This is a genomic window from uncultured Anaerococcus sp., assembly GCF_963510575.1.
Taxonomy (GTDB): Bacteria; Bacillota; Clostridia; order Tissierellales; family Peptoniphilaceae; genus Anaerococcus.
This window is the reverse complement of the sequence record NZ_CAUPFR010000002.1, coordinates 1-23,941: the sequence shown is the minus strand read 5'-3', so window position 1 is coordinate 23,941 and position 23,941 is coordinate 1. Positions and strand designations below refer to the sequence as shown.

The 23,941-nt window shown below is 34.3% G+C and carries 27 protein-coding genes, 1 tRNA gene and 1 pseudogene; 6 read left to right on the top strand and 23 right to left on the bottom strand.

Annotated features, from left to right (window positions below; all coding sequences use genetic code 11):
• Window positions 1-20: 20 nt before the first annotated feature.
• From RQ907_RS00395 to RQ907_RS00375, 5 genes are read right to left on the bottom strand one after another with little or no spacing between them, the layout of a single operon-like run.
• Window positions 21-1,130 (bottom strand): FAD:protein FMN transferase, encoded by a 1,110-nt coding sequence (locus RQ907_RS00395; RefSeq protein WP_311491426.1) that lies wholly within the window; start codon window positions 1,128-1,130, stop codon window positions 21-23.
• Window positions 1,127-1,594: an acyl carrier protein gene (locus RQ907_RS00390; RefSeq protein WP_311491425.1), complete on the bottom strand. Its 468-nt coding sequence runs from the start codon at window positions 1,592-1,594 to the stop codon at window positions 1,127-1,129. Before RQ907_RS00390 ends, RQ907_RS00395 begins: the two co-directional genes overlap by 4 nt.
• Window positions 1,591-3,396: a 1,4-alpha-glucan branching protein GlgB gene (gene glgB / locus RQ907_RS00385; RefSeq protein ID WP_311491424.1), complete on the bottom strand. Its 1,806-nt coding sequence runs from the start codon at window positions 3,394-3,396 to the stop codon at window positions 1,591-1,593. The genes RQ907_RS00390 and glgB overlap by 4 nt, the downstream gene beginning before the upstream one ends.
• The gene (gene udk, locus RQ907_RS00380; protein WP_311491423.1) at window positions 3,386-4,015 is read right to left on the bottom strand and encodes a uridine kinase; all 630 of its coding nucleotides are present in this window, start codon (window positions 4,013-4,015) and stop codon (window positions 3,386-3,388) included. The genes glgB and udk overlap by 11 nt, the downstream gene beginning before the upstream one ends.
• On the bottom strand, window positions 4,012-4,959 hold the full coding sequence (locus RQ907_RS00375) for an NAD(P)-dependent oxidoreductase (protein ID WP_311491422.1): 948 nt from the start codon (window positions 4,957-4,959) through the stop codon (window positions 4,012-4,014). The genes udk and RQ907_RS00375 overlap by 4 nt, the downstream gene beginning before the upstream one ends.
• Window positions 4,960-5,100: 141 nt before the next feature.
• Here RQ907_RS00375 and RQ907_RS00370 point away from each other — a divergent pair, with 141 nt between their 5' ends.
• Window positions 5,101-5,505, top strand: a complete 405-nt coding sequence (locus RQ907_RS00370; RefSeq protein ID WP_311491421.1) for a hypothetical protein — start codon at window positions 5,101-5,103, stop codon at window positions 5,503-5,505.
• Window positions 5,506-5,532: 27 nt separating this feature from the next.
• Here the strand turns inward: RQ907_RS00370 and RQ907_RS00365 are convergent, their stop codons facing one another.
• From RQ907_RS00365 to RQ907_RS00345, 5 genes are all read right to left on the bottom strand, one after another.
• A complete protein-coding gene (locus RQ907_RS00365) occupies window positions 5,533-6,009 on the bottom strand; it encodes a nucleoside deaminase (RefSeq protein WP_311491420.1) in 477 nt (158 codons plus the stop codon).
• Window positions 6,010-6,021: 12 nt separating this feature from the next.
• A tRNA-Arg gene (locus tag RQ907_RS00360) sits at window positions 6,022-6,098 on the bottom strand.
• Between the two features lie 22 nt (window positions 6,099-6,120).
• Window positions 6,121-7,329, bottom strand: coding sequence for a D-alanyl-D-alanine carboxypeptidase family protein (locus RQ907_RS00355; RefSeq protein WP_311491419.1), 1,209 nt, complete (start codon window positions 7,327-7,329; stop codon window positions 6,121-6,123).
• An 8-nt stretch (window positions 7,330-7,337) separates the two neighbouring features.
• Window positions 7,338-8,168 carry an aminoglycoside 6-adenylyltransferase gene (locus RQ907_RS00350; RefSeq protein ID WP_311491418.1) on the bottom strand — a complete coding sequence of 277 codons (831 nt, stop codon included), beginning with the start codon at window positions 8,166-8,168 and terminating at the stop codon, window positions 7,338-7,340.
• The gene (locus RQ907_RS00345) at window positions 8,158-8,748 is read right to left on the bottom strand and encodes a CoA pyrophosphatase (protein ID WP_311491417.1); all 591 of its coding nucleotides are present in this window, start codon (window positions 8,746-8,748) and stop codon (window positions 8,158-8,160) included. Before RQ907_RS00345 ends, RQ907_RS00350 begins: the two co-directional genes overlap by 11 nt.
• Before the next feature lie 105 nt (window positions 8,749-8,853).
• On the opposite strand from RQ907_RS00345, the gene mscL reads away from it, so the two are divergent.
• Window positions 8,854-9,267 (top strand): large conductance mechanosensitive channel protein MscL, encoded by a 414-nt coding sequence (gene mscL, locus RQ907_RS00340; RefSeq protein ID WP_311491416.1) that lies wholly within the window; start codon window positions 8,854-8,856, stop codon window positions 9,265-9,267.
• Between the two features lie 102 nt (window positions 9,268-9,369).
• On the opposite strand, the gene RQ907_RS00335 is transcribed toward mscL, so the two are convergent.
• From RQ907_RS00335 to ylqF, 6 genes are all read right to left on the bottom strand, one after another.
• Entirely contained in the window at window positions 9,370-10,374 is a 1,005-nt protein-coding gene (locus RQ907_RS00335) for a hypothetical protein (RefSeq protein ID WP_311491415.1), read from the bottom strand.
• Window positions 10,375-10,508: 134 nt separating this feature from the next.
• Complete coding sequence (gene topA, locus RQ907_RS00330; protein ID WP_311491414.1) at window positions 10,509-12,566, bottom strand: type I DNA topoisomerase; 2,058 nt, start codon at window positions 12,564-12,566, stop codon at window positions 10,509-10,511.
• Window positions 12,567-12,570: 4 nt separating this feature from the next.
• A complete protein-coding gene (gene dprA / locus RQ907_RS00325; protein WP_311491413.1) occupies window positions 12,571-13,650 on the bottom strand; it encodes a DNA-processing protein DprA in 1,080 nt (359 codons plus the stop codon).
• A gap of 1 nt (window position 13,651) precedes the next feature.
• The gene (locus RQ907_RS00320) at window positions 13,652-13,999 is read right to left on the bottom strand and encodes a YraN family protein (RefSeq protein WP_311491412.1); all 348 of its coding nucleotides are present in this window, start codon (window positions 13,997-13,999) and stop codon (window positions 13,652-13,654) included.
• Window positions 13,996-14,619, bottom strand: coding sequence for a ribonuclease HII (locus tag RQ907_RS00315; RefSeq protein ID WP_311491411.1), 624 nt, complete (start codon window positions 14,617-14,619; stop codon window positions 13,996-13,998). Before RQ907_RS00315 ends, RQ907_RS00320 begins: the two co-directional genes overlap by 4 nt.
• Window positions 14,616-15,458, bottom strand: a complete 843-nt coding sequence (gene ylqF, locus RQ907_RS00310; RefSeq protein WP_311491410.1) for a ribosome biogenesis GTPase YlqF — start codon at window positions 15,456-15,458, stop codon at window positions 14,616-14,618. Before ylqF ends, RQ907_RS00315 begins: the two co-directional genes overlap by 4 nt.
• Window positions 15,459-15,654: 196 nt before the next feature.
• On the opposite strand from ylqF, the gene RQ907_RS00305 reads away from it, so the two are divergent.
• Genes RQ907_RS00305 through RQ907_RS00290 form a run of 4 tightly spaced genes read left to right on the top strand, consistent with a single transcriptional unit; the run spans window position 15,655 to window position 19,534 of the window.
• The gene (locus RQ907_RS00305) at window positions 15,655-16,743 is read left to right on the top strand and encodes an iron-siderophore ABC transporter substrate-binding protein (protein WP_311491409.1); all 1,089 of its coding nucleotides are present in this window, start codon (window positions 15,655-15,657) and stop codon (window positions 16,741-16,743) included.
• Window positions 16,721-17,758 (top strand): iron ABC transporter permease, encoded by a 1,038-nt coding sequence (locus RQ907_RS00300; RefSeq protein WP_311491408.1) that lies wholly within the window; start codon window positions 16,721-16,723, stop codon window positions 17,756-17,758. The genes RQ907_RS00305 and RQ907_RS00300 overlap by 23 nt, the downstream gene beginning before the upstream one ends.
• Window positions 17,733-18,743 (top strand): iron ABC transporter permease, encoded by a 1,011-nt coding sequence (locus RQ907_RS00295; RefSeq protein ID WP_311491407.1) that lies wholly within the window; start codon window positions 17,733-17,735, stop codon window positions 18,741-18,743. The genes RQ907_RS00300 and RQ907_RS00295 overlap by 26 nt, the downstream gene beginning before the upstream one ends.
• On the top strand, window positions 18,740-19,534 hold the full coding sequence (locus RQ907_RS00290) for an ABC transporter ATP-binding protein (RefSeq protein ID WP_311491406.1): 795 nt from the start codon (window positions 18,740-18,742) through the stop codon (window positions 19,532-19,534). Before RQ907_RS00295 ends, RQ907_RS00290 begins: the two co-directional genes overlap by 4 nt.
• Window positions 19,535-19,730: 196 nt before the next feature.
• Here the strand turns inward: RQ907_RS00290 and RQ907_RS00285 are convergent, their stop codons facing one another.
• The 7 genes and pseudogenes from RQ907_RS00285 to rimM all read right to left on the bottom strand — a co-directional run.
• The gene (locus tag RQ907_RS00285; protein WP_311491446.1) at window positions 19,731-20,402 is read right to left on the bottom strand and encodes an ABC transporter ATP-binding protein; all 672 of its coding nucleotides are present in this window, start codon (window positions 20,400-20,402) and stop codon (window positions 19,731-19,733) included.
• Window positions 20,403-20,411: 9 nt separating this feature from the next.
• Window positions 20,412-21,266 (bottom strand): annotated as a pseudogene (locus tag RQ907_RS00280) (ABC transporter transmembrane domain-containing protein); the annotation flags it as partial.
• Between the two features lie 144 nt (window positions 21,267-21,410).
• Window positions 21,411-22,061, bottom strand: a complete 651-nt coding sequence (locus RQ907_RS00275; protein ID WP_311491405.1) for a transcriptional regulator — start codon at window positions 22,059-22,061, stop codon at window positions 21,411-21,413.
• Window positions 22,025-22,288, bottom strand: a complete 264-nt coding sequence (locus RQ907_RS00270; RefSeq protein WP_311491404.1) for a helix-turn-helix transcriptional regulator — start codon at window positions 22,286-22,288, stop codon at window positions 22,025-22,027. Before RQ907_RS00270 ends, RQ907_RS00275 begins: the two co-directional genes overlap by 37 nt.
• Window positions 22,289-22,613: 325 nt before the next feature.
• Window positions 22,614-22,961 carry a 50S ribosomal protein L19 gene (gene rplS / locus RQ907_RS00265; RefSeq protein WP_311491403.1) on the bottom strand — a complete coding sequence of 116 codons (348 nt, stop codon included), beginning with the start codon at window positions 22,959-22,961 and terminating at the stop codon, window positions 22,614-22,616.
• Window positions 22,933-23,655, bottom strand: a complete 723-nt coding sequence (trmD, locus tag RQ907_RS00260) for a tRNA (guanosine(37)-N1)-methyltransferase TrmD (RefSeq protein WP_311491402.1) — start codon at window positions 23,653-23,655, stop codon at window positions 22,933-22,935. The genes rplS and trmD overlap by 29 nt, the downstream gene beginning before the upstream one ends.
• Window positions 23,648-23,941: ribosome maturation factor RimM (rimM, locus tag RQ907_RS00255; RefSeq protein WP_311491401.1), on the bottom strand; the 294-nt coding region annotated here is incomplete at its 5' end. The genes rimM and trmD, both read right to left, overlap by 8 nt.

The window sequence follows — 23,941 nt, the reverse complement described above, 5'->3', positions numbered from 1 at the left end:
TAATATTATCTAGTCAAAACCTATTGTGCTACAGGCCAACCATCTGTTGTATAGGACTTATAATCTTCATCTATCCACAATACCTGGGCTCCAACCTTCTTTGCAAATTCACGACCTTCTTCTAAGTCTATTATAAAAAGGTAGGTTGAAATTGTATCTGCTTCAGCTATATCATCTAAAATTACAGAAACAGACCTCCACCTAGTTGATGGATACATGGTTTCTGGGTCAATGATGTGGTGGTATCTCTTGCCATTTACCACAAAGTATCTCTGATAATCTCCACTTGTAACAACTGATGTATTTTTAAGGCTAACCACAGATGAGTATGGGTTATCCTTATCATCTAGGTCTGGATTTTGGATTCCAATCTTGTAATAAGAATTGTCGCTGGCTGGATTATCTCCAATCAATACGTCATCTCCACCTACAGATAAGATTCCATGCTTAAGGCCTTCTGCTTGGAGCTTATTTGCAATTATTTTTGTAGCATAACCCTTGCCGATAGCTCCTATATCAATTTGCACATCAGGATCTTTTATAAAAACTGTTCCTGCTTTTTCATCTACAACTATTGCATCTATATCCTTGTGCTTGCTTGCCTTGACAAGCATACTTTCTTCTGGAATAGCAGCCTTGTCTGGATTATCTATAGACATTTCCCTATAATCGTGCCACAAACCAAGAAGTGAACCCATGGCTATGTTGATTTTGCCATTTGTAAGGTCATACATTTTCTTAGAATATTCTACAAGCTCGATAATTTTTGGGTCAACCTTGACTGGCTGTTTGCCTGCATTTTCATTTATAGTTCTAAAGTTATTCACACCTTCGAAGGCATCATAAGAATTAAACAATTCATGATAAATTTTAAGTTCATCTTTGAGTACTTTCACATAGTGGTTAAATTCATCCTCATCCTTGGTATAGGCCAAAAAAGTTGTGATAGTATCAAAATAATCATAAGTTGTTTCTGTATGCTTTTCTAATTCTACATCTGGTGATTTTTCTTCGCTAGAATCTTCTTTTACTGCTTCTAATTTTGGTTTTTCTACATTTTCTTTTTCATTAGTATTGGCACAGGCCGCAAAAATAGTAGCCAGTGCCAAGATCATTAGTATTTTTTTCATATTTTGTTTATATTAATTGTTTCCATATCTTTATTGACAGGCAAACCTTCGTCTTCTGCCCAACTTAGTAACAGACCTGCTGCAACCTTATCCCTAAAGTCATTCCACTTTCCTTCTAGACCCAATTCGTAAACTGTATCTAAAAACTCAGCGCTTGGAGATATAAATTCTGCATTTTCTATAAAATAATCTCTTTCACGTCTGCTAAGACTAGAAATAAAGGCATCTCTAATGTCGGAATTATCAACCTCACTTGCACCTGGCATAAGTATGTATTTTTCAACATCTTGGTCTATATCTATATAGGATGCTTCTATATCTTCATTAGTTTGAATTTCCTTATTTATCCTAATAAAATCAAGCGATTCTGTATTTAACCACATATTTTTTAGATATGTGTCCTCATCTATCAAGGTCCATTTTTCAACTAGCCATGATAGGTTTATTGGTTTTTTATCTTTCATAACTTAATTATCTTAAAGATTACAGCTTCGTATTGCCAAAGCTCTAATCCCAGATTATTTCCTTTCTTAACTTCTATTCTTCTCTTTTCTCTTCTGTATTCACCATATTTTTCATCTAGTGAATTAAATACTTCTTCGAAAACCAAGTCTTCGTCATAATAAATTTCATAGTATGGTTGGTAGACATTTGCCATATTCAAAATAACCAAATACCTGTCATCATCTGCAATTCTTTCGTAGGCAAAAACAGAGTTGGTATTATCATCTACAACCCTCCAGGCAAATCCCTTCAAATCATAATCATACTTGTAAAAGGCCTTTTCGTCCTTATAAAGTTTATTCAAATCTTTTACAAAACGATTATAGGAGTCATGGATTGGAAAATTAAGGTAATCCCACCTGATTCCAACACTTTCACTCCACTCTTCAAAAGTTGCAATTTCATTGCCCATAAAGTTTAAAATCTTACCTGGATGGGTCATTTGGTAGGTCATCAAGACTTTTAATTGTTTAAACTTATCTTCATAAGACCCACTCATCTTATCAACCATAGATTTTTTGAGGTGGACAACCTCGTCGTGACTTAAAGGCAAAAGAAATCTCTCGTTGTAAAAATAAAACATGGAGAAATTGATATTTGATTGGTAGTCCCTACGATTATAAGAATCAACCTTAAAATACCTCAAGGTATCATTCATCCAACCCATATCCCACTTGTAATCAAAACCAAGACCACCTTCGCTAACTGGATGGGTTACCTTTGGGTAGTCAGAAGAATCTTCTGCAATCCTCATAACATCAGGGTGAAGATTTTCTAGGGTTTCATTTAGGTTTTTGATAAAGAAGATGTTATCATGATGAACACCCCTGTTTGAATTACCATTATAAAACACCATATAAGATACAGCGTCAATCCTAATTCCATCTAGGTGAAATTCTTCAATCAAATATGCCATTGAGGACTTCATGAAACTTCTCACATGGCCCTTAGAATAGTCAAAATTATTTGATCCCCATTCAGAATATTTTAGGTCCATGTATTGAGATTCGTACATGGCTGTTCCATCAAAGTGGTCAAGACCATAGTAGTCAGACGCATAATGAACTGCTACCACATCCAGGATGACCCCTATGCCATTTTGGTGAAGAAGGTCAACAAATTTCTTAAAATCTCTAGGAGAACCGTACCTGTGACTTATGGCAAAAAAACCTGTCGATTGGTAGCCCCAAGAAGGATAAAATGGATATTCAGTAACCGGCATGATTTCAACATGGGTGTAACCCATTTCCTTAACATGGTTAATTAAATTATCGACTATATCTAGGAAGTTTACCCTGCCAGCAAATCTCATAAAAGATCCTATGTGAAGTTCATAAATATTTAGGGGTTGGTCATAATTTTTGCCTCTAGTTTTTATAAACTCATCATCATTAAAAACATAATCATCTTCTGCTATAATTTTTGCTGCAAAATCTCCTTCTCCATCCATAGCGTGGGCAAAGGGATCAGTTTTTTCCATCCAATTGCCATTTTTAACTACTATATATTTATAATAGTCATTTACCTTTGCCTGGTAGAAACCATAAAAATACCCAAACTCATCGTTTTTGGTAAGTCTTTCATTTTGCCAACCAGTAAAATCTCCCTTGATGTAAACCTCATCAGCATTTGGGGCATAGACCCTAAAAATATAGCCATCTTCATGAGGGATTGGTCCCCAAATCTTGTGGCCTATGGTGGAATTGCCGTCAATATAATCTTTTATTTCTTCATAGTTTGTTGGTAAAATATTAACTTTCATCAGTATTTCCTATCATATTATCTATATGTTTAGACAGTATTTCTATTCCTTTTGTGTTCTTAGCCCCTCTTGGGATAATAATGTCGGCGTATTTCTTGCTTGGTTCCACATACTTTTCGTGCATAGGTTTTACTTGCTCGATATACTGGGTTAGGCAAGATTCCAAAGATCTGCCCCTTTCCACCGTATCCCTAAGGATTCTTCTTTTAAGTCTAATGTCGCTATCTGCATCTACAAAGACCTTGGTATCTGTCAGTTCTCTAATTTTTTTATCATACAGAACCAAAATCCCCTCAATAAGGATAATTTTTTTCGCCCTAAGCTTTATTGTCTCCTTGCTCCTAGTATGGATTTTATAATCATAAAGAGGCATGTCAATCTCTATGCCAGCTAGTAATTTTTTCAAATCCTCACAAAAAAGGTCAGTGTCAAAAGCTTGAGGGTGGTCATAATTCAAAAGTTTTCTTTGATCAAAGTCTAAATCATCATGGGCCTTGTAATAATTATCGTGGCCTACAACAATCAAATCATCTTTGAAAGTTTCAGCAATTATTTTTACTATCGTAGACTTGCCAGAGGCAGTACCTCCGGCAATAGCAACGATTTTAGGTTCTATCATAAGTTTATCTCGTTTTTTATTTCTCCATTTAGATAAGAGTAAAGATTGTCAAAGACTATATCAGACCTAATTTGCATAGCTTCTTCTGTATAAAAAGCAACGTGGTTTGTTAAAATAACATTTTTTGCGTTTCTAAGTGGGTAATCTTCTGGGAGTGGTGGTTCCATATCAAAAACATCTATACCTGCCCTTAGCTTATCCTCATTTAAAAGTTTTGCAAGATAGTCATTGTCAACAACAGCTCCTCTAGCACAATTGATTAAAACTGCACCTTCTTTCATAAGGTCAAGTTCATCTTTTCCTAGGAAATGTTTGGTTTCCTTGTTATTTGGGATGTGAAGAGAAACTATATCAGCTTCTTTAAGAAGGGTTTTTAAGTCAACATATTCTACACCAAGGTCCTTTATGTCGTCTTTTTCGGTCCTAGAATAAGCTATAAGCTTGCAACCAAAAACCTTAAGCAATTCTATAAGTTTTTTACCTATATGGCCAGTACCGATTATACCAAAAGTCTTGCCCTTGATTAGAGACCCCAATAGGTAATTATTTTCTTTTTCAAAAATGTTTTCCCTATTTTGGTTGAATTTCCTTAAGACTCCAATGGTTAGACCAATAACAAGTTCAGCTACAGAATCATCTGAATAACCAGAAGCGTTTAGGACTTTGATATTTTTTTCCTTGCAGGCATCTAAATCAACATGGTCCACCCCTGTAAAGGCAACATCAATTAATTCTAGATGGGTATTTTCTATTACCTTTCTAGATACTGGCTTATTGGTAATTATAGCTATATCAGCATCTTTAAGTCTTGCAATTTTTTCTTCCTCATCCTTAGCGCTTTCCTTGTAGTAGGTAAAGTCATGGCCGAGTTTTTCAAGTTTTTCCTTTTGTTCTATAATATAGGATTCCTTAACTTCTAACGGATCAATAAGACTAATTTTCATCTATATACTCCTTTTAATAAAAAACTACTTTTGAATATTATACTCTAAATGTAGATTTTTTAATAATTAAAATTTAAAGATGGTTTGAGTTGAAATAATTATTTAAAAAGATAAATTAATATAAGATAGAAAGGAATAAAAATGGCAGTAGCTTTAGCTTTTAAAAATGGTTTGTGCGAGGAGGCAATAGATTATTATTGTAATGTTTTTAACCTCGAAGAACCAAAAAACATAATAAGATATAGGGATTTCGAAAAATTTAACCACCCACCTAAAATCAGGGATAGGATTTATAGTTCCCATATAGATATATATGGAAATAGGATTTACCTTTATGATGTAACAAATGACGCTACCTATGTAAAGGGAAATAACGTTAGGATTGTAATCGAAACAAATTCGGATAATCTATACATGGTCTATATCAATTTTAAGAAGGATTCTAATATTACAAGTGAGCCTCAAAAGCTTGATAATAAACTCTTCACTAGTTTTGTAGACAAATACGATATAAGTTGGCAATTCATTGCTGAAATTAAGGACTAAAAAAGCCAAGATAAACTTAAGTCTATCTTAGCTTTTTTTCTTTGCTCTTAAGGCCCTAAAAAAACTCTGAAGTTCCTTTAGGGATTCTTCTTCCATGAGACCATAAGAAATCTCAGGTACATTTAGGTGGGGACTATCCTTATCTATAAAGGAGGTAGAAAGCCCACCTCTTTTGGGGTCTTTTAAGGCAATTACCAGCCTTTTTATCCTAGAATGCATAATAGCACCTGTACACATAAGACAAGGCTCAAGTGTTACATACATAGTACATTCTTCTAGTCTAAAGTCTCCGATATTTTTCCCTGCATCTTTTAAGGCATAAATTTCGGCATGGTTTAGGGCAGACTTACCCTTGTAAGTAAAATTGTGTCCCCTGCCAACTATTCTTTCCCCACAAACAACAACGGCCCCTATCGGGACCTCGTCAATTGATTTTGCAAGTTTGGCTTCATTTATAGCTTCTGTCATAAAAAACTTATCAGCTTTTGTAAATAAATCTTGCATAATATTTCCTTTTGGTGTACCGAAGAGGATTCGAACCTCCGACACCTGCCTTAGGAGGGCAGTGCTCTATCCAGCTGAGCTACCGATACATATAAGGCAAAAATTTTGCCTTTATCTTGCTATTAGAGTCTTAAGCAAAAAGTCACAAGAATCTTTTATAGTTCTTATTACCCTTGAGAAAAGACTCGCTTTATCAAGAGCCTTCTTTGAAAACAAGCCAACTTTCTGACTTTCATCCTTATAAGAAATCTCTATTTCTCCAAGGTCTTGGTTTTCTTTGATAGGCGCTTTTACGTCTTCTTTTATATTATACTTTATTGTAGGATTTTCGCCTTCTTTTACTATCATTTTTATATCTTCTTTTGGATAAAGGTCTATATATCCTTGTTTAACTGTAATATCTTTTATAGATTTTACAGGAACATTGGTATCTAAAACAGTCCTTGTAGAAAAATATTTTGAAACATAATAAATAAGGTCACTCATTACTTTATTCCTAGTGTCTTTTCGGTCTGCACCCAAAACCACACCTATGGTTCTAAACTCATCCTTGCTATCTAATTTGACCATGTCAACAGTTGATACTAAGCAATATCCCGCCTCATCTGTTGTACCAGTCTTAAGACCATCAACTCCCTTTATTTCATCCATAAGAGGAATAGTAGATCTCTTATCTATATCACGAGCTGGATCTTTAATCTCTCTGATAGCTGAATAGTCTAGGATTTCCGGATAAGTTTTAAGTATATATTGGCTTAACTTAAATAAGTCTTTAGCAGAAGTTGTATTTTGATGACCATCTTCTGTTTGTATCCCACTAGAATTATAATACACTTGGCTCTTTAGGTCAAGTGATTTTGCTTTTTCATTCATTTCTCTAGCAAAAGCAGGCTCTGAAACAGAAATAGTATTGGCTAAAAGATAAGCACAATCATTGCCAGATACAGCTATTAGACCCTTCAAGAGCTCATCAACTGTATAAGTCTCCCCCTCTTTTACTCCTAAAGATGAATATTGCCAACTAGTCAAATTTTCCGCTTCCTTATCAGCCTTTACCTTGGTATCAAGACTAAGATTCCCATTTTTTATAGCATCCATAGTCACCAAAAAAGTCATAAGTTTGCTTAAAGAAGCCATAGGCATAGGTTCATCGGCATTTTTTTCGTAATAAACCTCGCCACTTTCCTCGTTACCAATTAAATAAGCTTTTACATTATCATCAAGACCAACTATTTTATTTTGGCTAGCAGCAAGGCTTACTGGCATAAAAAATATAAAGGCTGCCATGAACAGACTTGCTATCTTGTATTTGTATTTCATAATTACTCCTAATTCAAAAAGGATTCTAGCTTTTTGTAATTATTCCTCAAAAGCTTTAGGGTCTTAACATCACTTTGTCTATCATAATCAAAACCCAATTCATCAGCCTCAGCCATGCCCACCTTCCTAAAAAGTATGCAGGCCTTAAATAGAGAATTATATATACTAAGTGGGTTTATATCGTGGAAGGTCTCTTCAAAATCATCCTTATATTCCTTGCTTAAAGTCTGACTGAGTTGCCTACCATCCTTGCCAATATCCATTCCACCCTTGTACTTATTTATAATATGGATTTTAAGCATATTGACTAGCTCCTGCCTCAAATCTCCCATCCTAATAGCTGCTGCTAGGCTATTATTTTGGTTCAAATATAGGGATACTTCTATAGCATAGGCAAAAAAGTTTTTAACTGTTTGGCTAAACTCGTATTCCTTGACAGGCTTGTAGGCAAATTCCTTGTTAGGTAAAAGGGCTTCTGCACCTGGTTTATTATATAAAAACTCAATGTCGGTTGGCAAAGTTTTTATAAATTCCTTGTCAAGGTCACTACTTATGATTGACTCTGAAACCTTTATATTATCCATCTTGTAAAGGTCAATAGTAGTAAAAGAAAACTTATTCTTGTCGATTTCAATTTTTTCTTTTACCCTATTTACAAGAATCACATCATCAAAAAGACTCCTGAATTCTTCTTCTAGCTTGGCTACGATAATTTCACTAGCTACTGTATAAATTTTATAAAATTCATCATTATTTTGTCTTTTCACATAAAAAATAGATTCTATTGCTGAATTTGTTTTTGCATAATCTTTAATTTTTTGCGAAATATCATTTCTCATCTTTAGTCCAACTTTCTATAAAGTTTTTTAGCAATTTTGCAGTCAATCCCCAAATTACGGGCTTGGTATCATAAAAAAACATTTCATTATATCCGGTTTGAAACTTATATTCCTTGCCATTTGGAATCTTATCAAAAGGAAAATCTTTTGGAAAGTCCATTTTATAAGGAGCCTTGTAAGAAATCGGTGGATTTTTTATAAAGAAATCAAGATCAACCGTAAAAATTGACTCCACTTCTCTATTATACTTTATTTGTTCAAAATTTTTATTAATTCTACCATAAAAACTTTTTATTAACCTATAAGAAGAAGTCAAAATCATAGAAGAGTATCCAATATACTCTATATCAGTTGCTTCCAGTTTTAATTCCTCAATAGTTTCTCTAAGGGCAGCCTCTTTAAAATTTTCACCTTTTTCAAGTCCACCTCCAGGAAAAGATACTTCTCCAGGTTGACTTACGCTTTCGCTTCTTACTTCAAATAAAATATGGTCTTTGCCATCCACCTTAATTAGGGGGATAAAAACAGCATATACTTTTAACCTATCAAAAAATTCATCATCTACTTGCAAATATTTCATAGAAACTCCTAGTAAAATCATATAAAAATCTCATGATAAAGTCAAGACTTGGGGTATAATATATGTACGTTTTTAGTTTTAATTATAAAATAGAAAGGACTATAGATGTTAAAAGAATTTAAAGAATTTATTACCCGTGGCAATGTCCTTGACATGGCTATAGGTATTATCATGGGTTCAGCCTTTACTGCTATAGTAAATAGTGTGGTCGAAGACCTCTTAATGCCGATAATTTCCGGCCTTACTGCTGGAGTTAATTATGAAGACTTGGTCCTAAGTATTGGTGGAGCTCAACTTAAACTCGGCTCTTTTCTCAATGCTGTAATTACATTTTTAATTATTGCCTTTGTTTTATTTTTGATGGTAAAATCAATCAATCTTTTCCACAAAAAGAATGAAGAGCCAAAAGAAGTAACAGAAAAAGATTGCCCATATTGCAAGAGCAAAATTGCTAAGGATGCAACTAGGTGTCCAAATTGTACATCTAAGCTTGAAAACTACGCAAACGCTCTAGAATAAAAATCTGGACTGGCAAATTTTTGCCTAGTCCATTTTTTATAAGAAAAAAAGCTAAATTCTATCTTTTAGATAGGTTTAGCTTTTTTCGTAATTTTTAAGGGCTTATCTTGCTGCCTTGTTGGCTTCTAATTCTGCAAGCATTTTTTCAGCCTTTGCTAGCAAGTCCTCTGATTCTTTCATTAGGGTATTTAATTTTGTTTTCAAATCCTTGCTTAAGTTTGGAACTGTATCTAGGAGGAGCTTTGCTGCTCTGGTTACGATTTTATTTTTATTTATAGCTTCCCTTAGCTTTTCAGTTGTATTTTGAGCTTTTTTATCATTCTTTTTAGGACTTACTTTTTTTGCTACTTGTTTTTGTGGACCTTGTATTTTTGGTTTAACAGATAAGATTTTTTCAAGACCTTCTTCTAAGAATATTTGAGTTTTATCTGCCATTTGGTCTTCTGTATAATTGCGACTTAATCTCATTTGGTTGATTTTTTGTGCAATACCTTGAAACATCCCCACAATTGATTTGTAGTCTTCTGTTATGGCAAGAATACTGTCGCCTCTAGCATAGATTTTATCTATATAATATAACTGTTTTTGGTTAAATAAATTTCTATCAATTGTATCAAATAGCATTACTTTAGCATTGTTTCTAAATTCTTCTAAATTAAGTACTTGAACATGATCTAGAGCAAATTTCCCTCCCTGATTTGGCTTAAAATGTAGACCTAAGTAAGTATTTTTGAATACGAGGTTGACGTTTTTAACATTTTTACCAGGAAAAATTAAGACCATTTTTCCATCTAAATCCTCTATTGAATACTTATCAGCTCCAAGCTTAACCTTATTTGTACCACCATTAACTCTAGAAATCACCATAAATTCATAAACTGGACCAAGATTTTCAAGGCTTAATCCACTAAATTCTAGGGTATTGGTATTATTAGCAGAGTTAAATGTTGAATTAACAAGCTTTACCTTATTTGCATTCACATCAGCATAAGCTACATTTTGGATTCTTGTACTTAGGTTAGGATTGTCTATTTTTACAGCTGCTAAACCTGCAAATGCCATTGTTCCTACTACTAAACCAGCTAACATTTTATTTGTTTTTTTCATAAATACTCCTTGATATTATTTATTATAAATACTTTACCATAGTATTATAATATTTCAATTTTAAAATTAATATAGATCTGATTTAAAAAATAAGTTCAATACATAAAAAAGCTAAGGCAAATTTGTCTTAGCTTTTAGCGTTTCTTTTCTTTTACATAGTCACAGGCAGAGCACCTGATTTCATCGGTTTTTCTATTTTTCTTGTGAACCAAGAGTTCTCCACACTCTGGGCATTTTTCTCCTGTTGGTGGGTCCCAAAGAGCATAGTCACAGTCTGGATAATTGTTACAACCGTAAAATCTCTTGCCTCTTTTTGAAACTTTTTCTATAATTTCCCCGTGTTCACATTTCGGACACTTAACTCCAGTTGTTTTTATTATTGATTTAGTAAAATCACAGTCTGGAAAACCAGTACAACCTATAAATTTACCGTTCCTACCGTGTTTAACAGCAAGGGCTTTGCCACATTTAGGGCATTTTTCATCGAGGATCTTATCCTTGACCTTGTAGTCGGTTGTATCTTTTTTGACCGCAGCCATATCCTTAGAAAAATCTTTATAAAAATTCTTTAATACATCCTTCCAAAAGACTTCATCCTCTGCAATCCTATCGAGTTGGTTTTCCATGTCTGCTGTAAATTCCACATTTATTACGTCATCAAAATTTTCTTGCAAGAAGTCATTTACAGTCTTTCCTAGTTCTGTAGGATATATTGACCTACCATCAAGCTCAACGTAGTTTCTAGACATGATTTGGTTAATGGTTGCAGAATAGGTTGAAGGCCTGCCTATGCCAAATTCCTCCAAAGTTTTTACCAAAGATGCTTCTGTGTACCTGGCTGGTGGATTGGTGAAGTGTTGGTCCTTGGTGATTTTTTCTGCACTTATGATTTGACCTTCCTTTAGGTCTGGCAAAATATTTTCATTATCCAAATTTCCATACAATTTATTATAGCCTTCAAAAAGGGTGATTTTTCCATTTGACCTAAAGATTAGACCCTCATTATCAAAATTTATTTGAGTTGACAAATATTCATAATCTGCCATTTGACTTGCTACTACCCTTGACCAGATTAGCTTATAGAGCTTGTATTGTTGGTCTGTTAGGTAGGTTTTGATGGAAATCGGGTCTCTAAATATTGATGTAGGTCTGATGGCCTCGTGGGCATCCTGGCTGCCTTTTTTCTTGCCTGAATAAGTATTACCCTTGCCTGCGTATTTCTCCCCAAATTTTTCCTTGATGTATTTTAAGGATTCACCTACAATTTCCTTTGAAATCCTTGTCGCATCTGTTCTCATGTAGGAAATTAGACCAACTGTTCCATCCTTGCCAATGTCAATTCCTTCGTAGAGTTGTTGGGCAAGCTGCATGGTGAATTTGGTTGAAAAACCAAGTCTGTTTGAGGCGTCTTGTTGGAGGGTTGAGGTTGTGTATGGCGCATAAGGGCGTCTTTTTCTCTGAGTTTTAGAAATTGATTCGACCTTAAACTTATCCTTATCGATTTTTTCTAAAACCTTTTTTGCCCCGGATTCATTTGAAACCTTCATTTTTTTGGATTTTGTACCATAAAATTCTGATTCAAATGAAATATCTTCGTATTTGTGGGTGGCTGTTATGGTCCAATATTCTTCTGGAATAAAGTCATCAATTTCTTTTTGCCTATCAACTATTAATTTTAGGGCAACTGATTGGACACGACCTGCTGAAAGTCCAGATTTTACCCTCTTCCAAAGAATCGGACTTATTTCATAACCCACAATCCTATCCATGACCCTTCTTGCCTGTTGGGCATCAACTAGGTTTTTATCAATCTTTCTTGGTTTTTTCATAGCAGCTAGGACATTGTTTTTGGTTATTTCATGAAATTCCACCCTGTTATTTTCATTTGGGTCTAAGTCTAAAAGATATTCAAGATGCCAAGAAATGGCTTCACCTTCCCTATCCGGGTCTGTTGCCAAATAAACCTTGTCAGCTGTTTTTGCTTCTTTTTTAAGCTCATTAATAGTTTTTGCCCTACCTCTCACCTTGATATACTCAGGTTCAAAGTTGTTTTCTATATCAACCCCAAACTTGCTTTTTGGCAGGTCCCTAAGGTGGCCAACTGTTGCCTTAACCGTGTAATTTCTGGCTAGCATCATTGAAATTGACATAGCCTTGGAAGGCGACTCTACTATCACTAGATTTTTAGCCAAAGTTTCACTCCTTTATTGTAAACTCATTATTTCCGATATTTTCGATTATATTTTTAAGTTCTAAGCTTGTTAGTAAAAAGTTTATCACATCTATACTTAAATCTAAGTTAAGTGCCAAAGAATCAGCACTCGCATTTGGATTATTCTCAATATATCTTACTACACTAACTTCGTCTTTATCAAGGGCAGAATAATCTATAGTCTTTTTTTCAATCTTCTTATCAAGTAAATAATCAAGTTCATCTAGGATATCTTCAGCGGACAAAATTAATTTCGACCCATCTTGGATAAGCTTATTAGTGCCCTTAGAGTAAATCGAATTAATATTACCTGGCACTGCAAAAACTTCCTTCCCCTGATCTAGGGCACATCTGGTTGTAATCATGGTTCCTGATTTTTCCTTAGCTTCTATAACCACAGTTGCTAGTGAAATCCCTGAAATAATCCTATTTCTCCTAGGAAAATTATATCCAATAGGTGGAGTTTCTAGGGGAAATTCAGACAAAATCAATCCTTCTTCTTCGATTTTTTCGTACAAAAACTTGTTAGCCTTTGGGTAAACTTGGTCAATGCCACAACCAATTACTCCAATAGTCCTGCCGCCAACTTCTAAAGTCGCCTTGTGGCACATAGCGTCAATCCCGTAGGCAAGACCAGAAACTGTTGTGATGCCTGCTTGGGCAATAGACCCCGCCAAATTTTTGCAAGCCCACTTACCATAATCCGTACACTTTCTTGCACCAACAAAGGCTATAGACTGGCTATCACGGATAGAATCCAAACTTCCCTTATAATATAAAACCACCGGTCTATCGTCAATGTGTCTTAAATTTTCTGGATAATCCTCATCTAGGATCGTCACAAAGTCTACACCCAGCCTAGCCACTTTTTCCCTATAGGCTTTGAAATCTTCAAGATTCTTTGGATTAAAAATCTTATCGTAATTTTGATCTACAAGGTAGGGAAAGTCTATCCTTGACCTTTCAAAAAATTTTTCAAGACCTGTATTGTCGAAAATATCTATGATTGTCCTATTATTTATATTTATGTAATTTAAGTATAATAAAATCTCTCTCTTGTCCATATCAAAAAGCATTTTCTATATAATTTATCTTTCTAGTATCTAGGTAAACTTCGCTTACATCAAATCTCATCAAAAAATCAGTCATATCTTTTTCTATCAAATAGACTTGGCTCGCCTTCCTTATCCTATCTTGCTTATAAAAATTTACAGCCTCAGCAGCATAGGCGAAGGCATCTGACTTACGGGTCTTGACCTCAACAAAGGCTACCAAATCATCCTTTATAGCAATTATATCAATCTCTCCAAAGGGTTTGGAATAATTTCTATCGAGGATTCTGTATCCATTTTTCTCTAAGTATTCGGCAGTGATTGCTTCGCCAAAATCGCCAACTTCTCTTTTTCTTGTCATATAAATGATAACTGCCTTTCATGAAATTTTCTTAGGAAACTTTGCCTATGGATAGGGGTTTCTCCATATTTTTCAAGACCAGCATAATGAGCTTTGGTTCCATAGCCAAAATTTGTTTCAAAACCATAACCAGGATAAATTCTAGAAAAATTTATCATTATATCATCACGCCTAACCTTAGCTAAAATCGATGCACAAGAAATAGCGTATTCGTTTAGGTCTCCCTTTACAATATTTAATTGAGGAAGGTCTGTATCAATCCTTTCTGCATCAATCAAAACTATGTCTGGGCGGACTTCTAAATGGTCAAGGGCATCTTTCATAGCCCCTAGGGTAGCCTGTCTGATATTTACCTGGTCAATCTTTCTGGCATTTGCAAAACCGTAGGAAACTGCGATTGCTTCTGCCAAAATTTTTTCCTTTAAAACAAGCATTTTCTTTCGACTTAGCTTTTTAGAATCAGTCACTCCCTCAATATGAGAATCCTTTTTCATAATTACTGCGCAAGTCACAACAGGCCCTGCTAGAGGCCCCCTTCCAACCTCATCAATTCCAGCTATAAGATTGTATTTTTCGTGAATTTCTTTTTTTATTTGGTCATTATATAAGGAATATTTCATAGTTTCTCTAGGGTAATTCTTCCAAGCTTGCCTGTCCTAAAATCGTTAAGGATAATACTTGCTGTCCTTGTATAATCAAAATCTCCACCAGCAATGATTGCCCCACGTTTTTTGGCTATGGCTTCGTAGATATCAATGGCTTCTGAACTGGGATCCACCCCGTATCTTTCTTTTAGATTTTCTGGATATTCTTTTGCCATTTCCTTTAAAAAATAAAGGGTAAGGTCTTCTATATTTAGTATTTCATCCTTGATAGCATTGGTAAAAGAAAGGTGAAGGCCAGTCCTATCATCAAATTTTGGCCAAAGGACACCTGGAGTATCTAATAATTGTAAATTAGAATTAGTTTTAATCCACTGTTTGGTTTGGGTCACACCTGGACGGTTGCCAACCCTAGCTCCCTTTCTTTGAGCAACATTGTTTATAAAAGTAGACTTACCAGAATTAGGGACACCCACAATCATCATCCTGATTAGAGGGTTATCAATTTCTTTTTCCTCATGTTTTTTAAACTTATCTGCCAAAATTTCCCTGGCTATATCGTAAATTTTGCCCACATTAATTCTCTCCTTAGAATTCATAGGCAAAGCCACAATCCCATCGCTTTTAAACTTATTAATCCACTTTTGATTTTCCTTTGGATCTGAAAGATCTACCTTATTCATGATAATAAGCCTTGGCTTATCCCCCAAAATCTCATCAAGCATTGGATTTCTCGAAGACTCCGGAATCCTCGCATCTATAATCTCTAAAACTATATCAACCAGCTTTAGGTTTTTTTCTATATCTTCCTTAGTCTTTTTCATATGACCAGGAAACCAATTTATATTAAGTGCCATAATTAACCTCTTTTCTATAATATTATATCAGACTTAAAACAAATTTTAAACATTACGACATTATATGTTATTTTTAATATTTTTCTAAGGTTTTTCTATATATAAATTCACCTTTTAATATTCAAAAAAATCATTGACATAAGAAATCAATATTATAAAATTGAATTGAAATAATTGAGAAAGGATATCATTATCAATGAAAAATAAATTATTTATTCTAATGTCACTAGTATTATCTCTCAGCCTAAGCGCTTGCGGAAACCAAGCTTCTAATGATAAAGATAATACAAAATCAGAAAGCAAGGTTGAACAAACATCTAGTCAAGATGCTAAAGATGCAAAAAAGGAAGACGATAAGAGCGATTCTAGCGATAGTCAACCTAGTGAAATTGTATTAAAACACGCTTTTGGTGAGACAAAAATAGAGAAAAAACCTCAAAGAATAGCTACCATCGCTTGGGGGAATCAAGATGTTCCTTTAAGCCTAGGTGTTGTTCCTGTCGGATTTTCTAAGGCAAATTACGGAGTAGAAAAGGGAAAGGATATTCTTCCTTGGACAGAAAAACAAATTAAAGACCTTAATGGAAATCCAGAAATTTTCGATGACCTTGATGGACTAGATTTTGAAGCTATTTCAAATGCAAAACCAGATGTAATACTTGCTGGTTATTCTGGAATTACAGAAGATGACTATAAGACTCTTTCAAAAATAGCCCCAGTTGCAGCCTATCCTGATAAGCCTTGGCAAACTCTTTGGAGAGATATGATAAAAATCGATTCTAAAGCTATGGGAATGGAAAGAGAAGGCGAGGAGCTAATTGGCGAAACCGAAAAACTAATCAACCAAAATGTCGAAAAACATCCAGAAATCAAGGGCAAAAAAGCAGTATTTATTATGGTTAACCAAGCCGACCCATCAAAATTCTGGATTTATACATCAAAAGACCCTAGGGTAGCTTACCTATTAGACCTAGGTTTAGAATTTCCAGCTTCTCTTAAAGAATTTGAAAAAGATGATAGTTTTGCTATTGAATTATCCACTGAAGAAGCAAATAAAATTGATGATGCAGATATTTTAATAACATATGGGGATGACACAACCCTTAAAACTCTCAAAGCGGATCCCCTATTTGGTAAACTAAAGGCTGTTAAAAATGGAGCTGTAGCTGTGATTCCTGACAATACCCCTCTTGCAGCATCATGTATACCAACACCTTTGTCCATAGCTTACGCAATAAATGATTATCTTGATTTACTAGGCAATGCGTGCAAAAATGCAAAGTAAAAAAATAAATATTGGATTAATCTTTTTGATAAGCTTATGCTTACTAGTAGGAATATTTTTATCACTAAGATTAGGTAGCAGAGATAGCAGCTTTCAAGAGTTGCTATCTGCTTTTAATATACATTATAAGGCTGATGATTTCGGTATGTCAGTCATCAGAAAAAGAATCCCCAGAACAATACTTGCTTTATTAGCTGGTTCATCTCTTGCTGTAAGCGGATCCCTGATGCAATCTATTAGTAGAAATCCTATAGCTGACCCATCTATACTAGGAATAAATACTGGGGCAAGTCTTGCAGTTGTAGTAGGTCTATGTTTTTTTGGTATTTCATCATCCATTGCTTATATTAGTTCAGCTATAGTCGGTGGATTTTTGGCCTTTGGTCTAGTCTATGCCATAGCATCCTCAGGAAAAAGTGCCTTAACTCCTGTCAAACTTGCTCTTTCAGGAACTGCCACAAGCCTTGCCCTAACTTCACTTGTTAGTTTTCTTCTCTTGCCCAACAACAATATTATGGACCAGTTTAGATTTTGGCAGGTAGGTAGCCTTGGCCCCGCAACTATGAAGTCAACACTTATTCTCTTGCCATTTATAGCAATAGCACATCTGATTGCCTTTGCAATAAGCCCTAGTTTAAATGCCATATCACTTGGAGATGAACTTGCAAAGTCACTTGGTGCAAGGGTTGGCCTATGTAGGTTTTTAGGCTCCTTGGCTTCTGTAATCTTGTGTGCATCCTGTACTGCTATATGTGGCCCTATTGCCTTTGTAGGGCTTATTGTGCCACATTTTGTTAGGATATTGTTTGGTTCAAACCTAAGTTTCACCATACCAATATCAGCAATATCGGGGGCTATGCTATTATTATACTGTGACATACTAGCAAGGATAATTGCTAGACCAAGTGAAATTGAAGTAGGAATTATCACCGCTATTATTGGTGGTCCCATCCTAATATATGTTTGTTTAAAAAAGAAAGGGGGATTCGGTGGAAAATCTTCTTCAGGGAATTAGAAAAAGAAATAGAAGAATCCGTTTACTAAGATTATTGCTTTTAATCTTAATATTTGTAGCTAGTTTCCTAATCCTAAGTATTGGAGATAAAACCTATTCTTTTTCTGAACTTATAAATATATGGTCAGATAAAGCTGATAATCCAGCATATTTTGTTATTTTTGAATTAAGACTTCCAAGACTTGTAGCAGGAATTAGCGCCGGTTTTTCCTTTGCGCTAGCAGGTTATGTTTTTCAAACCATGCTTAGGAATCCTCTTGCCAGCCCTGACATAATAGGCGTAACTAGCGGCTCATCTCTTGCTGCTGTTATTTGCATAGCTTTTTTAAAAACTAATAAATATACTACTGGTATGATTTCTGTCATTGCTGGCATATCTGTTGCTTTATTAATTTTCTTTTTATCAAAAAAAGACGGTTTTTCTACAAGTAAACTAGTCTTGATAGGAATTGGTTTCCAAGCTATGCTTAGGGCAATGATTTCTTTCGTTTTGCTTAAGTCTAGTAAATACGATCTTGGAGAAGTTATGAGATGGCTTAGTGGGTCACTATCCTATGCCAAGCCAAATGACCTTTCTTTTATGGTTATTACAAGTATTATTATTAGCCTAATGATTCTGGCCTATAAAAAAAGACTTGAAATTTTAGAATTAGGAGATATGTCCAGCCAATGTTTAGGAATTAACCCTGATTTTTCTAGGATGGTATTAATCCTATTAAGTGTTGGTCTAACTGCATTTTCAACATCAGTTACCGGTCCTATTGCGTGCATTTCATTTATTTCAGGACCTATCGCCCTAGGACTAGGCAAAAAGAAAGACCCTATTCTTGCAGGACTTATGGGAGTATGCCTAGTGCTTGCTTCAGATTTGCTAAGTAATAATTTCTTACCTGCAAGGTATCCTGTAGGTGTAGTAACTGGGCTGATTGGTGCCCCATATCTCCTATACCTTATAATAAAAATGAACAAAAGGAGTGCTATATGAAAGAACTAAAAGCCATAAACTTATCCAGTGGATATAACAATAGAATAATCCTAAAAGATATTAACTTGTCTATTCCTAAAGGCAAAATTTCGGTAATTATTGGAGCTAATGGGTGTGGCAAATCTACCCTTCTTAAAACTATAGCCAACCTTATTGAAATACAAAATGGCAGAGTTACTTTAGATGATAAGGACATAAAAGATTACAAACTAAAAGACCTCGCCAAAGATTTGGGACTTTTGCCCCAATCTCCTATTCTTCCAGAATCAATTACTGTAGCTGACCTCATAGCTAGGGGAAGATTTCCCTATAGAAAAGCATTTAAACCATTAAGTAATGAGGATTTATCTGTTATAAATAGAGCTATGGAGATGACAAATATTACTGACTTGGCGGATAGGTTTGTAGATGAGCTTTCAGGCGGCCAGAGGCAAAGAGTGTGGATAGCTATGGCTCTTGCCCAAGATACAGATATCCTACTTTTGGATGAACCAACTACTTATCTCGATATAGCCTACCAAGTCGAAGTATTGGATATCCTAACGGATCTCAATATAAAATACTCTACGACAATTGTCATGGTGCTCCACGATATTAATCTATCTTGTAGGTACGCCGATTATTTATTCGCCGTAAAAAATGGCAAGCTTATAGCAGAGGGACAACCAGAAAATATATTAAATGAAAAACTAATTAAAGATGTATATAATATGGAAGCTAAAATAATAACTGACCCAGTTAGCAAGAGTCCTATGATTGTTCCAATAGGACGACATAATAAGAAACAATAAAATTATAACCACCACAGATTTTAACTTGATAATTCATTTGCCTGTGGTGGTTATTTTATAATTTATTTACTGAAACTTCCTCAGTCTTTTTATCTTTAATCTCTATAATTTTTCCATAATACTTCCTATAGTCAATATCCCTCCTGTGGGAAATGGAAATTAGGGTCTTGTCTAGCTTTGCGAATATATCTTCAATTTACATCGACATCTTAAGGTCAAGGGCTGATGTCGCCTCATCTATTAGGATAAGATGGCTATCTTTGTAAAGGGCCCTAGCGATTTCTATTCTCTGCATTTCCCCACCAGATAGGTTTGAGCCAGCATCCTTGATTATGGTATGGTAGCCTTGCTCGAGATTATCTATCAAGTGTGACAATCCAGAACTTTTTATAGCTTCATTTAGTTTTTCAAAATCAATTTCAGATTCATCTTCAAAAAGAACTATATTTGCCAAAATAGAATCCCTAAAAATCATTGGTTTTTGAGCTACAATCGAGATTTTTTCGTAAATTTCCTCTCTTGTAAACTTATCGATATTTTTACTAGCTATAAAAATATTGCCTGCATTTGGTCTAAGTTCTTTGGTAATTAATTTAAAAATCGTAGACTTGCCTGTACCAGACGCCCCGCTTATGATTACGTGGTCTCCCTTATTAATTACAAAGGAGGCTCCTTCTAAAATCTCCTTATTTCCATAGGAAAAATCCACATCATCGAAGAAAATATCGGAATTTACTGTAGAGATTTCTTTGTCACTTTTAGTCAAATCAGGTGATTTATCTTCCTCAAAAGAAAACTCTCTAAGAATCCTTTCTCTGATTTTCCTAGTTGAAATAATATTGCCGTAGGAATCCGCAATTTCCTGCATTGGCCAAATTATAATATTCATAAGGCTTAAGAGAACAGGGAAATAAAAGGCTTCAATCTTTCCCCAATAGACAAAGAGAGCTGATAAGAGCATCAAAAAAGTCTGCAATATCATGGAGGAGATATTTATCACTGATATCCTTGAGCTATTTAAAAACAAGGATTTTTCATGGATTTTTTCATTATCCTTTGTCCTTTGCCCAAATTTTCTAAGGAAATGAACCGTTTTGTTAAAGGTCAAAAGAGTTTTATAGCCATAAAAACCATCATTTAATATTTCATTATAAGAATTTAGTGATTTCATGTATTTTTCATTCTCATTTGAAGATAGGGATGAAATAAATTTTGAAATTAACATAACTATTATGCCAAAAACAAAAATTATCAGAGTTATCTCAACATTTATGGTAAAACCATAGGCTAAACACACAAAAAGTAGGACAATATTAGATATAATCTAGTCCACAGAAAAAAGATAATTTTCCTCTATAAATTTTAGGTCATTATTAAATAGGGATATGTAAGATGCCTTGTCCTTGCTTTCAAAATAGATAGGGTCACGATTCAAGATATTTTCCATTAATTCTTTTTTTACCCTTACATTCCACAAATAAGAAATCCTAGCCTTAAGTCTTGACCTAGAAAGCCTTAAAGCGAAAAAAATCAGAGCCCAAAGGATAAAAAATATTACAGTTGACTTGATCAAATCCCCTTCCTTGTAGGAAACAATACTAGAAAATCTCTCTATAAGCCTGGTTAGAAAATATTGTTCCAAATTGCTGGCCAAAGAAAGAATGATAAAACCAAGGAAAACACAGTTGAGCCTTATAAATTTAAAATTTTGTTTGCTATAATTCTCTTTCATAAAATCTGCCTTCTTATCTTAATAATTTATTATTTTTAGCTTATATCATATTAAAAAATTTGTCAAAGGCGGATGTGCCTTTGGAATTTATTCGCTTTTTTGTTTCATTATAAAAAACTAGAACTAAAAATAGTCCTAGCTTGTTTATCCTAATATATTATTAATATTTTTATTTACCATCATATTTAATTCAGAGTTAAGATTGTTTTTTAATAAAACCTTAGTTGCCAATAAGGCTTCCTCATAGTTTTTATTCGCCCTATAAGATGCTAGGAAATTTATGAAATGTAAGTAAATCAAGCCATCAATATAAGAGCTATTTCTAGAATAGTTTATACCTTCATTTGATATTTTTAGGGCGTCTTGATAATCTTTATTTATTACATAAAAATTAGAAAAATTATTGTAGGCTAATAATTTTACTATTGGATCTTTATTCTGATTTTTACATTTTTCAAATACTTCTAGTCTATCGATATTTTTAAAATCTTTTGAGTAACTTGCTATATTTAATAAAATACGTAATTCTATAGGAGATAAGTCTATATCAGAAAAATTATTCCTCTTTATCTTTAACGAGCTTAGGTCTTCAAAATGATTTTTTAAATACTCATCGCTTACTTCAGCGTTAAGATATCTAATAAAAAGTTCCAGTAAGTCTATCTCATATCTTTTTGCTTGGAGATCTCTACTATCTTTTATCAAGTTGATTTTATCTAATAAATTAGTTCTTATTTCTTTGCTTAAAAATATGGCATTTATATCAAGTGATTTTTTATATCTTCTAATATACAAAAATTTCCGTAGGCATATTTCTTATACAAGCTAAGGATATCTGTATCATAGACCTTGGATAATTCTACCAAACTATCCACAGACGCAGATTCAATCTCACCTCTTTCAAGCCTTCCAATGAATCTTTGGCTAAGATTGATAAGACCCGCAACATCAGCCTGCCTAAGACCTTTTCTTTCCCTTATTTCTATTAACTTTTTCCCAAATTTCTTTCTTTCATTTATCATTTTATTTCTTAATCCTTTTTCATATAATTTATATTATCATAAACTCTGATAAATTTAAAGAAAAGCTAATAAAGATAAAATCAAATTTTTACTAAGACTAAAAAAGGACCCTTGCAAATATATCAAAAGTCCGATGTTAAATTCAAAATCTTTTTCAAAGATTTTGTAAGGAAAGTAATCTTTTTAGAAGCAATGCTCGTTTTCCTCGCATCACTTCTAAAAAATTACATAAGGTTTCTCATCAGTTTTTACTTCGCAAGCTTTGCTTACTCGAAAAAACTGTGAGAATCGAAAAAAACATCGCTCACGATGTTTTTTTCTACCATTAATAATTAGTTTTTTCTTTAACTTTAGCAGCCTTACCTTGACGTTCTCTTAGGTAGCTTAGTTTAGCTCTTCTTACCTTACCACGTCTGGTTACTACTAGTTTTTCTATTCTTGGGTTGTGGTATAGGAAGGTTCTTTCTACACCTACACCGTAAGAAATTCTTCTTAGGGTAAAGGTCTTGCCTACTCCACCTTCGCTGATGTAGATTACAGTTCCTTCAAAGTCTTGAAGTCTTGTCTTGTCGCCTTCTTTGATTCTGTAGCTTACTCTTACAGTATCACCTACATTAAAGTCAAAGTTATCTTGACGTAGGTTTTCACTTTCTATTTTTTTGATTAATTCCATCTTTGCTCTCCTCTCGTAAGTACTTTTCGTATAAGTCTGGTCTTACTCTTTTTGTTTTTTCTATTGCATTTTTCTTATTCCAAGCTGCGATTTTTTTGTGGTCCCCACTTACAAGTTCGCTTGGTACGTGGTAGCCATTAAAAATTCTTGGCTTGGTATATTCATCTTGTTGCAACAATATATTATAGTGAGAATCTGTTACTAGTGACTCTTCCTTGCCTACAACTCCGTCTATGAACCTTGCCATGGAGTCTATTAGGACCATGGCGGGGATTTCTCCTCCAGTTAGGACATAATCTCCTATGGATATTTCATAGTCTACATAGTGGTTTGTTATCCTTGCGTCTATTCCCTCATAATGGCCGCATATTATTATCAAATGTTCAATACTCGCAAAGTCGATTGCTAACTTCTGATCTAAAACTTTTCCTGTAGCCGACATAAAGGCTACTTTTGACTTAGCTGTTTTGACTGATAATAGGGCGTCATATATTACTTGAGGTCTGATTAGCATACCGGCTGCCCCACCGTACACTGTATCATCGACGTGATTGTGCTTGTTGTTTGCAAAATCTCTCATGTCCACTATTTCGAGTTCTAGTTTTTTATTTTCGATTGCCCTGCCTATTACTCCATAAGTCCTTAAAAATTCGAAGGATTCTGGAAATAGGGTCAGGAGTGTTACCTTATTCATAGTCACTAAAATTTTCTACTTCAATTATTTTTTCTTCAGTATCAATTTTTTTGATTGTATTTTTGATAGCTGGAAGTAAAACTTCGCCCCCATCTGTTTTTATAACATAAACGTCATTTGGATATACGCCTGAGATTACATCTACAAGGTCTCCTACTTTTTGCCCATCGCAGGTGACTTTTAGACCAATTAGGTCTTTGATGTAGATTTCATCTTCTTCTAGTCTTCCCAAATCTTTTTCGTCTATTGTTAGGTCTTTGCCCACAAATTTGAGGATGTCGTTGAT

Bases quoted from the DNA above. Each gene is read 5' to 3' on its own strand.
- RQ907_RS00270 (WP_311491404.1), bottom strand. From the start codon at position 22,288: ATGATAAATGAAAGAAAGAAATTTGGGAAAAAGTTAATAGAAATAAGG.
- RQ907_RS00370 (WP_311491421.1), top strand. From the start codon at position 5,101: ATGGCAGTAGCTTTAGCTTTTAAAAATGGTTTGTGCGAGGAGGCAATA.
- RQ907_RS00335 (WP_311491415.1), bottom strand. From the start codon at position 10,374: ATGAAAAAAACAAATAAAATGTTAGCTGGTTTAGTAGTAGGAACAATG.
- udk (WP_311491423.1), bottom strand. From the start codon at position 4,015: ATGATAGAACCTAAAATCGTTGCTATTGCCGGAGGTACTGCCTCTGGC.
- RQ907_RS00350 (WP_311491418.1), bottom strand. From the start codon at position 8,168: ATGAGAAATGATATTTCGCAAAAAATTAAAGATTATGCAAAAACAAAT.
- RQ907_RS00365 (WP_311491420.1), bottom strand. From the start codon at position 6,009: ATGCAAGATTTATTTACAAAAGCTGATAAGTTTTTTATGACAGAAGCT.
- rplS (WP_311491403.1), bottom strand. From the start codon at position 22,961: ATGGAATTAATCAAAAAAATAGAAAGTGAAAACCTACGTCAAGATAAC.
- RQ907_RS00395 (WP_311491426.1), bottom strand. From the start codon at position 1,130: ATGAAAAAAATACTAATGATCTTGGCACTGGCTACTATTTTTGCGGCC.
- glgB (WP_311491424.1), bottom strand. From the start codon at position 3,396: ATGAAAGTTAATATTTTACCAACAAACTATGAAGAAATAAAAGATTAT.
- RQ907_RS00390 (WP_311491425.1), bottom strand. From the start codon at position 1,594: ATGAAAGATAAAAAACCAATAAACCTATCATGGCTAGTTGAAAAATGG.
- RQ907_RS00300 (WP_311491408.1), top strand. From the start codon at position 16,721: ATGCGTGCAAAAATGCAAAGTAAAAAAATAAATATTGGATTAATCTTT.
- RQ907_RS00315 (WP_311491411.1), bottom strand. From the start codon at position 14,619: ATGAAATATTCCTTATATAATGACCAAATAAAAAAAGAAATTCACGAA.
- trmD (WP_311491402.1), bottom strand. From the start codon at position 23,655: ATGAATAAGGTAACACTCCTGACCCTATTTCCAGAATCCTTCGAATTT.
- RQ907_RS00320 (WP_311491412.1), bottom strand. From the start codon at position 13,999: ATGACAAGAAAAAGAGAAGTTGGCGATTTTGGCGAAGCAATCACTGCC.
- mscL (WP_311491416.1), top strand. From the start codon at position 8,854: ATGTTAAAAGAATTTAAAGAATTTATTACCCGTGGCAATGTCCTTGAC.
- dprA (WP_311491413.1), bottom strand. From the start codon at position 13,650: ATGGACAAGAGAGAGATTTTATTATACTTAAATTACATAAATATAAAT.
- ylqF (WP_311491410.1), bottom strand. From the start codon at position 15,458: ATGGCACTTAATATAAATTGGTTTCCTGGTCATATGAAAAAGACTAAG.
- RQ907_RS00305 (WP_311491409.1), top strand. From the start codon at position 15,655: ATGAAAAATAAATTATTTATTCTAATGTCACTAGTATTATCTCTCAGC.
- RQ907_RS00290 (WP_311491406.1), top strand. From the start codon at position 18,740: ATGAAAGAACTAAAAGCCATAAACTTATCCAGTGGATATAACAATAGA.
- RQ907_RS00345 (WP_311491417.1), bottom strand. From the start codon at position 8,748: ATGAAATATTTGCAAGTAGATGATGAATTTTTTGATAGGTTAAAAGTA.
- RQ907_RS00285 (WP_311491446.1), bottom strand. From the start codon at position 20,402: ATGCAGGAAATTGCGGATTCCTACGGCAATATTATTTCAACTAGGAAA.
- RQ907_RS00375 (WP_311491422.1), bottom strand. From the start codon at position 4,959: ATGAAAATTAGTCTTATTGATCCGTTAGAAGTTAAGGAATCCTATATT.
- RQ907_RS00355 (WP_311491419.1), bottom strand. From the start codon at position 7,329: ATGAAATACAAATACAAGATAGCAAGTCTGTTCATGGCAGCCTTTATA.